The organism is Pseudomonas sp. GZJR-8, from assembly GCF_002916705.1.
GTDB classification, from domain to species: Bacteria; Pseudomonadota; Gammaproteobacteria; order Pseudomonadales; family Pseudomonadaceae; genus Aquipseudomonas; species Aquipseudomonas synxantha_A.
Genome location: NZ_JXSI01000001.1, coordinates 1 through 11,924 on the forward strand (window position 1 = coordinate 1; position 11,924 = coordinate 11,924).

Here is an 11,924-nt window from a genome sequence, read left to right on the forward strand (position 1 = left end):
TCGAATTCCGGCCAGCGTGGTTTAACGGGGCGCCTAAGATCAAAAGCAGATCAAGAGCAAGAGCGGCTCGCTTCGCATCGTGGTTACCATTGGCGACTACAAAGTTGTGTAGATACCTATGCTCATCGGGGGCAAGCCCTCTCCCACATTCAGGCCCGCGTTAAGCTTTGATAAACGTCTCATGCAAGTGCCGCCAAAGCAGCGCACCACTGGCCTGCTTCTCGAACACCACCGTGGCGCGGCGATCTGTCTGGGTGCCACTGTCATCCACCTGATGCTCGCGATACGTCACCGTGGCTCCCCGCGCATGACGATCAATCCCGGTCATTTCACTCAAGGTGATTTTCAACCCCGGCCGCATCCCTCCCAGGCGCGTGAACAATGCATTAACCCCGGCCCTGTTGACCCGGGTGCCGGTGGCCGGCGCGACCATGCTGAACTCCGGTGAGAAGCGTGCCAGCAGGTTTTCCAGCGTGCCCTCAGGTGCAACCCCGGCAAACCATTGTTCGATCTCGACGTGAGTCTGGATCACTTCCTCAAAAAAATCGCTGTAGTCAATCATGCTTGGGCTCGCTGCAAGGGTGAAGCAGCGTGCGTATCCTGGAGGCATCCAGGCGCAACACTGCGAAAAGCGGCAACAGGGTCAGAGCTGCCGCTATCGTGAAGGTTATGGCGAAGGAATCCAAGGTCGACAGTACTGCACTGAGCAAGGCGGCGCCGACGCAGAAGCTCACTTGCCGGTTCATGTTCCACAACGCGCTGGCGTGGCCCATGCGCTCGGCGGGAATATCCAGAAAGGCCAGGGTTTGCGCGGTGCTGCTGCACAAGCTGCCGCCCAGGCCCATCAAGACGTAGGCCGCAATGATCAGCGCCGGCTCGTTGAGCAACAGGATGCCGCCGCATTGCAGCACCATGCCCGCCAGCAGCAAAGGTTTCGGGCCGCAGCGATTGAAGAGTTTTTTGCTCAAGTAAATCGCCACTGCCGAGGCCAGTGCCCACGGCAACATGAGCACGCCGGTCTGGGTGGCGTCATACCCCAGGTCACGCACGTAGAGGATGGCGATCAGGCTGGTGCCGATAAATATCCCCGGAATACACAGGTAAACCAGCATTGCCACACGCAGCATCGGGCTGGCGGCTTGTTTGAACATACTGCCCAGGTCCAGGGGCGGGCGTACGGTGGAAGGCACATCGGGTTTTATCCACAGCAGCGCCAGCAGCAGGGTCACCAGCGCCAGAGGCAGGTTGGCGTAGAAAATCCAGCGCCAGGACAGGCTGTCGACAATTACCCCACCCAGCGCCGGAGACAATGCCGGTACCAGCAATGCCACCGACATGACCCGCGCCGTCAACTGGCTGCGCTCGGCCGCGGGAAAGTGTCGGTAAGCCATGGCTTGCCCCACCGGAATCAACAAGCCGCCGCCGAGCCCCTGCACAGCGCGCCAGCCAATCAACGCGTCGATGGAGCCGGCCTGGCCGACCATCACCGATGCCCCGGCAAACAGCAGCAGGCTGGTGGCGATCAGGGTGCGCTCGCCCATGAGCGCCGCCAGCCACACACTCAAGGGAATGATCACCGTCAGCCCGAGCATGTAGGCATTGCTGATCCACGCCAGTTGCGTGACCGAGGCGTGCAGTTCGCGGGCGATGTCCGGGTAGGCGACGGTGGCGACAAACATGTTCACCAGGTCCAGGGCAAAACCCAGTAGAAAGATCCAGGCAATTTTCGAGCGGTAGGTCATGAACGCGATCCTGCGAATGAAGCGCGCAGGGTAGGCGGCAAGCAGGGTTTGGGATACGTCGGTTTGCCTGTTAGTTTGTCAAAAATATTTTGACAAACGGAGGGCGTGGCCATGGTCAGCCTGGATCGATTCGACACCTTCAAGGCCGTGGTCGAGGCCGGCTCGCTCACGGCCGCCGCGGATCTGCTCGGCCAGACCCGCGCCGTGGTCAGCTTCAACCTCAAGCGCCTGGAGGCGGAGCTGGGCGTCACCCTGCTGACCCGCAACACTCGTCAGCTGGCGCTCACCGATGCCGGCGAACGTTTCTACCTGCGCTGCACACGAATGCTCGAAGAGGCGCGCCTGGCGGTGGAAGAGGCCCGTTCCGAACATGCGCAGCTCAAAGGCACGCTGCGCATCACCACCACCGTCGAGTATGCCCTGGCCGTGGTCGCCCCGGCGGTGGAAACCTTTCGCCGCCTGCACCCGGACCTGAATATCCACTTATCCACATCCTCCACCCACGCCGATTTGATCTCCGAGCGTTTTGACGTGGCTATTCGCCTGGGGCGCTTGCTGGACTCCAATCATCGGGCGGTGCAGTTGTCGACGTTTGAAGTGTTCGCCGTCGCGGCGCCAGCGTTTGCGGGCGTTCAGACCCTGGAGGAGTTGGAGCAGGTGCCCAGGCTGGGCCATGGCCGTTTGACGGAGTTGAGCGTGACCGACCCTGCCGGCGATGGGCATCAATACCGCGCAGGTCCGGCCGCCTTGGTGGCCGACAGTGCGGCGGTGCTCCAGGCGTTTGCGGTGCGTGGCCACGGTGTGGCGATCTTGCCACAGTGGCTTGTGCAGGAGGATTTGGAGGCGGGACGGCTGGTGCGTGTATTGGCGGACTATCGCTTCGCGCCCCAAGGGGTCTACGCGATGTATCCGGATACCCGGCATTTGCCGCTTAAGGTGCGGGCGTTTATTGATTTTATGAAGGGTTAGAGTTTACCGCCCAACCCAAAGCGCTTCTTCAACACCTTCTCCAGCAACCCCTTGGGCAACAGCGCCGCCATCAATGGCAACGCCCGGCTGCCATTGCCCGACCTTAGCAGACGCGGTGGCTGCGCTTGCTGCACGGCCTTGAGCACATCCGCCGCAAATTCAGTGGCTGGGGTTGGCTTGTCCTGGGAGGCCTGGCTGCGCGCCCGAATGCCTTCGCGCAACGGCCACCAGGGCGATGTTTCGTTGATCAATAATTCGGCCTGGGCCCCGGCATTCTTCGCAAAATGGGTATTGATCGCACCGGGCTGCACTTCCATCACCCGCACGTCAAACGGTGCCAGTTCCATGCGCAGGGCATCGCTCAAGGCATGGACAGCGGCTTTGGATGCGCAGTAGGCGCCGGCGAACGGCGTCACCAATACCCCGGAAACGCTGCCGATATTCACCACCAGTCCTTTGCTGCGGCGCAACGCGGGAAACAGTGCCTGGGTGACGCCAACGATGGAAAACACATTGGTTTCGAATTGGCGTCGCATCGCCTCGGTGCCGCCATCGAGCAACGGGCCCATGGCGCCGTAGCCCGCGTTGTTGACCAGCACATTCAGTTCGCCCATTTGTTCGGCCAAGCGTTGCAAGGCGGCGCTGTCATTGACGTCCAACTGCACGGCATTGAAGCCAGCGGTAGCGAGGGCGGCGACGTCATCTGGCTGGCGGGCGCTGGCCCACACGTTGAAGCCTGCGGCTTTGAACGCGTCGGCGAGGGCGCGGCCGATGCCGCTGGAGCAACCGGTGATCAGTACGTTGGGCATGCATCATTCCTTTGTCAGTCCGAGAAACTGCCTTGCAGGTGCTCGGCGCGAAATTCCAGGGTTTGCGGGCGATAGCCGGGGCGCAGTGGCGGTGTGGGCAGGCAATCATCCCAGGTGGCCCCGGCCTGCAACTCGCCGGGGCCGCGATAGCGTGGGGCGGCGTAGACATTGTCGGCCAGGTTGACCGTGTCGCCCGGCGCGTAGGCGGCCACGCGCCAGCGCAGTTCGGTCAACGGCACGTCGTTGCCGTTGTTCAGGGTCAATTTCAGTGGGCGGTCGGCCGGGCAGTCCTGCGGGGCATAGCTGATGCGCAACTCAAGGCGTGCCAGTTGCGCGGCTTCGCGGTTGTCCAGCCACACCACCCAGACGGCGACGAAACCCAGGCCGACGGCAGCCGCCAGCGAAACCGGCAGCGCCTTGGCCGGGTAACGCAGCAGCAGGATCAGCCAGGTAATGATCAGGAGAACGCCGAAGAACATGGAGACCACCTCGAATGGGGAACGAGCATCCTAACTTAAGCGTAGGTGGGATTGGTTAACTTGAGTGCTGTGGTGGCCGTGCGGGCCTCATCGGGAGCAAGCCCCCTCCCACCTTTGATTTGTGAACACATTCAAATGTGGGAGGGGGCTTGCTCCCGATGACTTACTTACTGAGCAGCAGCGTCCACCTGCAAACCTTCGATGTGGGCCTCGACCAAGGCCAAGCCGGTTTCGGCTAATTGCAAGTTGGCCCAATTCAGGTAGCTCTGGTGTTCGGTGTATAGGTCCTGAGCAGCCAGGGTGAGGACTCGAGCGGTGCCCAGTACATGACTGGCATGTTCCAGCGCATGTTCGAGGGGAAGGGGCTGTACGCCAGGCAGGTGTTTTTCACTTCAATCAATAGGACCGTACAGTGCCCTGGTACTTGCTCTTGCATTTTCAGCAGAGCTCACAGCGTTCTGCTACTTGAGCTTACATTCGGGACAGGAACCGGAGCGCATTGAACGTCCACTTATCTGACGACCTACAGGGAGGTAGCGGCGACGTTCAACTCTTCTATGTAAGGTTTATTTCATGTTTGCAGCGACCGAAAACTCGACCCACCTTTCCCCCCCACAAAGCGTTGTTGCCCCAAACGCATTGGCCACCCAAACCGATATTGCCGTTGAAACATCTGTGCAACCCCCTGTTCACCTGCCACCGGTATTGACCTACGCGCCGGACGGTATTCCTCTTCCCACCTCGGCCGGCATACCCCCGGTCGGGGTGGAATACCCACGGCTCATGCAGCAATTCAAGGTTACCAATCAGGAGGCGTTTGTCACCCAACACGCCCTTCAGTCCCGCGACATGCAGCGTTTGCACGGTGAGCAACCGAGCTTCCAGGACTTCCTGCGCCAGCAAGTGGACCAAATGTTTCCGTACATGTCGACCCTGAAGCCACAAGACCTGGTCTTCAAGCGCTGGGTCGAGCAGGACGATGGCTCTATCAAAACACTGTCGTCCGAGCCGGTGCTGGACGCCTTGAACAGGAAGGTTGCGACCTTGCTGGCCAATCCTGGCCAGCAGCCCGTCGTTGACGATGTTGAACAGTCCGGCATTTTTACCCCGGACACGGACACTAGCCCGGGCACCCTCGTCACGCCACAGTTGACACTGGATACGATTGCCCAGCGCATGGTCACGCAGTTTCCGATGGCCCTTCAAACCTTCTGGACAACCCCCCGCCCGACGTTGAAAGACCCTCAGGTTCTGCAGGCCCCTCAAGACCAGTTGTTGACCTTGCACAAGCAACAACTGTCGACGCTGGCGGCATTGCGCGTGAGCGATGGAACACTGAGCGCGGCGAGCAAGCGGTTGATCGACGCAGCACTGCAATACCCCACGCTGGCTGAACGGGAAGCTGTCTTCCCCAATGGCGCACGCCCTGGTGTCTACCCGCTTACCGTTGATGACGGTAGCGAGCGGGGAGCCTTGATGGCGGGCTGCTTCCTAATCACCAGCACCGACGGTTCCGGGGCCACGCCCCCCGTCTGGACCAAAGGCCGGACCTTGGCACTCGATGAGACTAATGGGCCGGTCGTGCTGTACACCCCGGGTGAGGGGTTCGAGCAGTTTGCGACGCCAGCCCTGGCGCGCCAGGCGATTGCAGCGCGCCTTGATGAGGGGGGCGCCGACGCGGACCTACTGTTGCAAACACTGCCGTTGTCGTTACAAAACAAGTCGGAATCGCCTTCTGGCGACGATGTGATGTTGAGCGCCGAACCCTTGACGGGGGATGTGCTGGCCGAGGGCATCCCCTGGATGCTCAAGCGTCAGCAGGAGGAAGTCGTTGCGAATCTCGCCCGGGTATCGACAGAGCCGGGAGCACTCAAGCGCATGGATGATGCCGCTGACTGGTCGTACCTGCTCAGTGGCGAAAACGCCATGGCGGCGCGAGATGAACAACTGGCTGACAAGCTGGCCCCCGAGTGGCTGAAAAACCTGAGCCCGGCCCAGGAAGCGTTGTTTGATTACCTGGAACACTCCGAGGACCGCAGTGCAAATGCGCTGGCGTCATCGCTGGCAACTCTTCCTTCTCTGGGTAGCTTTTCCCGCGATCGGATGAACGAAGCGATCAAACGGCAGTTCCCCGCTGCGCAGGTCGATGCGGACAAGCTGATGGTGCGGGTGAAAACCAGGTCCAATCCTCACTCTGGCGGGCAAAGCAGCAGTCATACGCTCACCGTCAAGCAGCACCGCGTATCGCTGACTGATCTGGCGCTGAAAAACCCCAGTGAGTTTCCAGCCGTCCAGCACGGCCACTTCAGCCGGTCCACCTTCGAACTGCCGCTGACCGATACTCACGGCAACCCTCTGCTGGGCGACGATGGCAAGCAGGTCATCCTGGATACCGAGCAGCTCAAAGCGTTGGTCAACACTGCCGATGTGGGAGGCGCCTATACCGAGCTGCTTAAACAGGAGTTGGCCACGGATGCCGAGTCGGGTGCTGCCGGCGACGTCCGCAAAGCGTGGAAAACCCACCTGAGCGACATGCTGGATAAAGAGGCTTTTCTCGCAGCACTCAACCCCAATACCTACAACATAGACGCTACCCAAGACACCAGTACCAAACGAGGAGCGCAGTGGGTCGCGGCTGTTCTTGACTACCCGGACCCGGCTGACCGGCCTCTGGTGGATGGGAAAAAAATTGTCACCAGTGCCCTTATTCAGCGTGGGTTGCCGGTTCAGGGCGCGATGGTGGTTGGCAATGACACAGACGCCTCGCTTGTACTGTGCACGCCGAATGCGCCCGACGGCGTGTGTTTTCGCGAATTGGCGGATGTGAATGCCCTGAACGCGTTGATGGAGAAAAAGGAGTGGAGGCTCTACACCGGGAGCAGAACGTCGCCGGTCGATAAAAACGACGTGGTTAAAGCTGGCGAGGCGATCAAGGAGCGCGCATTCGATCCGACGAAGAGCCCATTGCGCACGCTGGATGCGCTCGTCACTGCACTCAAATTGACGAGCGCTCCGGTGACACTCAAACCCTTCGATGGCAATTTTCAGGATGAGCTGTACAAGCAGAAAGTGAAGTTGCTCATCGATCACGCGGACCACCAAAGCGTCAGCAGCGCAGAGGTTGCGTATCAATCGAGAATCAACAAGGTTCAGTTCGGCATTGAGGTGGCCTCCATCTTCCTCGACTTGTTGCCAGTGCTCGGAAAAGGCATCTCCATGGGGGTTCGCTTAGGAAAGGCTGGCGTGACGGCCTTGCGCGCCAATGCTCGAATCTTGCCGCGGCTGCTCAAAAGTCCGGGCGCGATGCGTGCGGTCTACTCGGATTTCACGATGGCCGCCTCTGGTATTCCCAATGTGAATGCCGTGCCGTTGCGGCCGGTGTTCAAAAGCCCGGTGGTGCCGCCAGCCCCTCCAGTCATCGCCAGAGCACCAACGGCCGGCACGAGTCCAAACCTTGATCTGAGCGCCTTCTCCGTGTCGGAAGATGTCATCAAAGGCCGCATTTTGAGGCCGGACGGTACCTATAACGTGGGCGATAATTTTTACGTGCGCTATACCGACAGTACCGGGGTCAACAAGGTGTATCAGATTGATTCGGCCTTCCACGCACGTGACGGGCGGGTCGCTATCGTGGATCCTCAGGCGCCATTGACGACGTCGAAGCTCTATAGGGTTCAAGCATTTCTGGGGTCTGCGGGTAACGGTGAGTGGCGATTGAGCCGATTGCCGGGCGGGGTTCCCACTGCTACGGGGACATCCCGGCCGAACAAGCGTCCGTTGGACCAAGGCAGCTTTTCAGGCAACGTCGACACGAATAACGCGACAAGTGCTCAACCGGCCAATAAGCAACCTAGAGTGGAGGGCGTCCCTGACGGTTTAAAGGCGCTGCTGGATCCACCGGTAAAAGGTCAGAATGTTTTTTATCACTACACCGGGAAAAATCCTCATCACGAAATCATGGGTGAGAAAGCCCTGACTTCTTCAGCGTCAGATTTTGATGGTCAACGTCTGCCCCAAGGTAAAGGCAGGCATTACTTTACGGACTTGGCGCCAGGAGATATGCCGACCAAAAAGATTTCCGAAACCATCTTTGGGAAGCGTAAATATCAAAATGCGTTGGATAAAATGTCGCACTACTATGAAATCAATACGTCGGGGTTGAACGTTATCCAAAGCTCTCATAACCCACATATTTTTTATGTGGAGACGAAGTTTGCAATTCCTTTGCAGTACCCAGCTGGTCCTGACCGTGTAATGGTCAATCGCGTTATTTCTCATGGGAAAACGCCGATTAAAATATAAGCCCATGGCGTTGGCCGGTATTGGGTAAGGGCCCATGATGGCTTTAAATTGACCACAAAGGCCCAAACAAAAAGCCCCCACCCAACCCACTGCGGATAGGGGACGCAATGGGTTGGGTGAGGGCTTCTTGTACGACTGTTTTATTGCGCGATAGTTTTCACCGAAACACCTCGTTCAACCGGTGTCGAGCGCCCGTAGATATCTTCGAAGCGCTCGATATCGTCCTCACCCAGATAGCTGCCCGATTGCACTTCGATGATCTCCAACGGGATCTTGCCCGGATTGCGCAGGCGGTGCACTGAGGCGATCGGGATGTAGGTGGACTGGTTCTCGCAGAGCAGGAACACGTTGTCGTCACAGGTGACTTCCGCGGTGCCGCTGACCACAATCCAGTGTTCGGCGCGGTGGTGGTGCATCTGCAGCGACAGGCACGCGCCCGGCTTGACCGAGATGTGCTTGACCTGGAAGCGGCCGCCCATGTCCACCGAGTCGTAGGAGCCCCACGGACGGTAGACTTCGCAGTGGTTCTGGGTTTCGCTACGGCCTTGCTCGTTGAGCGTGTTGACCATCTGCTTGACGCCCTGGACCTTGTCCTTGTGGGCAATCATCATCGCGTCCTTGGTTTCCACCACCACGATGTTGTCCAGGCCGATCACCGATACCAGTTTGCCGTTGCCATGCACCATGCAGTTGCGGCTGTCCTGGATCACCACGTCGCCTTTGCTCACGTTGCCGTTGGCGTCTTTATCATTGACCGCCCACAGCGAGGCCCAGCAACCCACGTCGCTCCAGCCGGCGCTCAATGGCACCACGCAGGCACGCTGGGTTTTTTCCATCACTGCGTAGTCGATGGAATTGTCCGGGCAGCAGGCAAAGGTGGCGTCGTCGAAGGTCACGGTGTCGTGGGTCTGCTCGCTGCGCTCCAGGGTCAGTACGCAGGTGTCGTAGATGTCCGGATCGTGCTTTTTCAGCTCTTCGAGGAAGCGGCTGGCGCGGAACAGGAACATACCGCTGTTCCAGAAGTAACCACCGCTTTTGACGAACTCGATGGCGCGCTTTTCATCGGGTTTTTCCACGAACTGCTGCACGCGGCTCACACCTTCGGGCAGCAGCGAGTCGTTGGTGGACTTGATGTAGCCGTAACCGGTTTCCGGACGGGTCGCCGGTACGCCGAACAGCACCATCTCGCCACGCTCGGCGGCTACGGTGGCCAGGGCCAAGGCACGTTGCAGGGCTTTCTGGTCGTCGATCACGTGGTCGGCGGGCAGCACCAGCATCAGCTCGTCACGGCCTTCGTTGACCAGCATCATCGCGGTCAGGGCCACGGCCGGTGCGGTGTTGCGGCCAAAGGGCTCCATCAGGATGCGTTGGCATTCAAGCTTACGTGCGCTCAGTTGCTCGTTGACGATGAAGCGGTGGTCCTTGTTGCAGACCACGATAGGGGAGTCCATGCCTTCGAACACCAGGCGCTCCAGGGTTTGCTGGAACAGCGTGTGTTCGCCGGTCAGGGCCAGGAACTGCTTGGGGAACTGTTTACGCGAAAGCGGCCAAAGACGTGAGCCGCTACCACCGGAAAGGATTACTGGGATCATGGGTGTTTCTCCTTGAATCAGTTTGGGTCAGAGCTACGAAGGTTTGTCGTTTCACTCTTGTTTTTGTCTCGGTCCTGAGTTGAAAACCGGTCAGTGTGGGAGCTGGCTTGCCTGCGATGGCGTCTACAAGACCGCCATCGCAGGCAAGCCAGCTCCCACAAGGGGACGTGTCAACTCAGGGAAATAATCAGCGGGTCGACACTGGGCGCTTGACCCAGACTGGCGACAGGCTCGAACCGGAACCGGTGACGTACAGCACCGCTGCCTCACCACGCTCCAGGGCCACCGGCTTCACATCGCCGACCTTCTTGTCACCGTCATACAGCGCCAGGCTCACTTTCACCGGGTTGATTTCACGTTCGCCACGGCCCTTGGCGGCCACCGACTTGACCACATCGGTCTTGCCGTCGGCAGTTTTCAGGCTCAGGGCCTTGTCGCTGAGGTTCTGCACGCGTACCAGGGATTTCTGCTTGTTCTTGAACGGCGGTTCTTCGATCAACTGCGGTTGGCCGCTGCCGCTGTTGACCAGGGTGTAGTAGTGGTCGGCGGCGAGTTTGACCGGTACGGTCTGGCTGCCGACCTTGGCGCTGTAGTCACCGCCCGGCATGAAGCTGAAGTCGCTGCTGGCCAACGGTGCAACGTCGCTGAGGTTGGTGGCGCCGACGGTGGCGCTGACTTCCTGGTTGCTGGCGTTGTAGATGCGCACGAAGCTGGAGCCCTTCGGCGCGGTCGGGCCGTAGAGGGCGGCGTCACCACCGGCAAAGGCGGACATTGATACGAAGCTCAGGCCGGCAGCGATAGCCAGGGTCTTGGCGAGACGACGAGGAGTAGTAGTGAAAGTCATGTGAGTTACCTCTCTTTCAGTTTTGCGCCCGGTCGGGCGTCTCGGATTTAGTGTTGATTGCCATGTTCTGTTGGCGCGAACCGGCTTGTTTAAGCTGCGCAACCCACGCTGGGTCGGCGTCACCGATTTCGTTATTCACGGGCAGATAGCGTTCGGGGAATTCCCAGATCAGCAGCTGGGGCGGGTTGTTCTTGAAGTCGTCACTTTTGAGGTAGCTGAGCATCGGCAGGATCGGGCCGTGGCCGTCTTCGGCGTAGCTGACCACGTCGCTGTGCAAGGCTTGCTTGAGCGCGCCCACGAAGTTCCAGTTGGGGTTGGCGCTGTAGCTGGTGCCCACCAGGGCCACCGGGGTTTCGCTGTCGCTGAACAGCGCGTCGTCACCTTTTTCTTCGGCCAGGTGCGTGACGCGTTTTTCCAGCGGCTCTTTAGGCGGCATCAGGTTTTCGAACAGCGGGTCCAGGGGCAGGAACAGACGCAGGTCGCCTTTGTGTGGCTCGATCTTTTCGGCCTCGGTGACAAAACGCTGCGGCTCGCCACTCAGCGGGGTCTTGTCGGCAATCGCCTTGGCCAGTTGCTTGGCGGCGATTTCCGCACCGTCCGGAGTCCAGTGAGTGTCTGTACGCAGGAACACCTGCTTGCCACCCAGCTTGGCCTGTTGCAGCGGGCCGAGCAGGTCGGGAGCCGGGATGTTGTCGGCGGCGACCCGGGCGTGGAAGTCCTGGTACAAGTTGGCGTGGATGCTCGCCGGCTTCACCTCACCCAGGTGTTCCGGGTACAGGCGCACCTTGGCCGGCACAATCGCCATCACCAGTTGGATGCCTTGGGCCTTGAGTTTCTGGCGCACGCCTTCGACCAGTGCGTAATTGCCTTCAAGGTTCTGGTCTTCGTTGACGGCGGGATTGAACTCCTCGTCGCTGTACAGCCAGTGGTCGCGGCCCAGCACTACGCCAGGGCGACCTTCATTGAACAGCTTGTAGTCCAGCGCAGCCCACAGGTTGGTGCCCAGGCGCTTGATCGGGAACTCCTCGTCATAGTGAGTCTCGACGGCTTTGGTCCAGCGACCGTTAAGCACCGTGGCATCAGCGTTGGTGCTGAAGCCAAAGAAGCTGCGCAGTGACCACGCCCCCAGTGCCAGCAGCAGCACCAGGAACAGGCCGATATAGAGGACGCGTAATGAACGGGTCATG

At 59.8% G+C, this 11,924-nt stretch carries 10 protein-coding genes; 2 read left to right on the forward strand and 8 right to left on the reverse strand.

Annotated elements, in window-relative coordinates; translation table 11 throughout:
- Positions 1-160: 160 nt before the first annotated feature.
- Both TK42_RS00005 and TK42_RS00010 read right to left on the reverse strand, forming a co-directional pair.
- A complete protein-coding gene (locus TK42_RS00005; RefSeq protein ID WP_103733347.1) occupies positions 161-562 on the reverse strand; it encodes a nuclear transport factor 2 family protein in 402 nt (133 codons plus the stop codon).
- Positions 555-1,742 (reverse strand): MFS transporter, encoded by a 1,188-nt coding sequence (locus tag TK42_RS00010; RefSeq protein ID WP_103733348.1) that lies wholly within the window; start codon positions 1,740-1,742, stop codon positions 555-557. Before TK42_RS00010 ends, TK42_RS00005 begins: the two co-directional genes overlap by 8 nt.
- A gap of 111 nt (positions 1,743-1,853) precedes the next feature.
- Here TK42_RS00010 and TK42_RS00015 point away from each other — a divergent pair, with 111 nt between their 5' ends.
- Positions 1,854-2,711, forward strand: coding sequence for a LysR family transcriptional regulator (locus TK42_RS00015; RefSeq protein ID WP_103733349.1), 858 nt, complete (start codon positions 1,854-1,856; stop codon positions 2,709-2,711).
- Here the strand turns inward: TK42_RS00015 and TK42_RS00020 are convergent.
- The 3 genes from TK42_RS00020 to TK42_RS00030 all read right to left on the reverse strand — a co-directional run bounded on the left by TK42_RS00020 (position 2,708) and on the right by TK42_RS00030 (position 4,379).
- Positions 2,708-3,520, reverse strand: a complete 813-nt coding sequence (locus TK42_RS00020) for an SDR family oxidoreductase (RefSeq protein WP_103733350.1) — start codon at positions 3,518-3,520, stop codon at positions 2,708-2,710. The two genes, TK42_RS00015 and TK42_RS00020, sit on opposite strands and share 4 nt — an antisense overlap.
- Before the next feature lie 14 nt (positions 3,521-3,534).
- Complete coding sequence (locus tag TK42_RS00025) at positions 3,535-3,999, reverse strand: hypothetical protein (RefSeq protein ID WP_005784995.1); 465 nt, start codon at positions 3,997-3,999, stop codon at positions 3,535-3,537.
- A gap of 167 nt (positions 4,000-4,166) precedes the next feature.
- Positions 4,167-4,379, reverse strand: coding sequence for a DUF3077 domain-containing protein (locus TK42_RS00030; protein WP_256584515.1), 213 nt, complete (start codon positions 4,377-4,379; stop codon positions 4,167-4,169).
- Between the two features lie 193 nt (positions 4,380-4,572).
- On the opposite strand from TK42_RS00030, the gene TK42_RS00035 reads away from it, so the two are divergent.
- Positions 4,573-8,301, forward strand: coding sequence for a dermonecrotic toxin domain-containing protein (locus TK42_RS00035; protein ID WP_103733351.1), 3,729 nt, complete (start codon positions 4,573-4,575; stop codon positions 8,299-8,301).
- 140 nt (positions 8,302-8,441) lie between these two features.
- On the opposite strand, the gene TK42_RS00040 is transcribed toward TK42_RS00035, so the two are convergent.
- The 3 genes from TK42_RS00040 to TK42_RS00050 form a co-directional block, all read right to left on the reverse strand.
- Positions 8,442-9,893 (reverse strand): mannose-1-phosphate guanylyltransferase/mannose-6-phosphate isomerase, encoded by a 1,452-nt coding sequence (locus tag TK42_RS00040; RefSeq protein WP_032877695.1) that lies wholly within the window; start codon positions 9,891-9,893, stop codon positions 8,442-8,444.
- Positions 9,894-10,080: 187 nt separating this feature from the next.
- A complete protein-coding gene (locus TK42_RS00045) occupies positions 10,081-10,737 on the reverse strand; it encodes an alginate O-acetyltransferase AlgF (RefSeq protein ID WP_005785001.1) in 657 nt (218 codons plus the stop codon).
- A gap of 16 nt (positions 10,738-10,753) precedes the next feature.
- Positions 10,754-11,923 carry an alginate O-acetyltransferase gene (locus TK42_RS00050; protein WP_103733352.1) on the reverse strand — a complete coding sequence of 390 codons (1,170 nt, stop codon included), beginning with the start codon at positions 11,921-11,923 and terminating at the stop codon, positions 10,754-10,756.
- Between the last annotated feature and the right edge of the window lies 1 nt (position 11,924).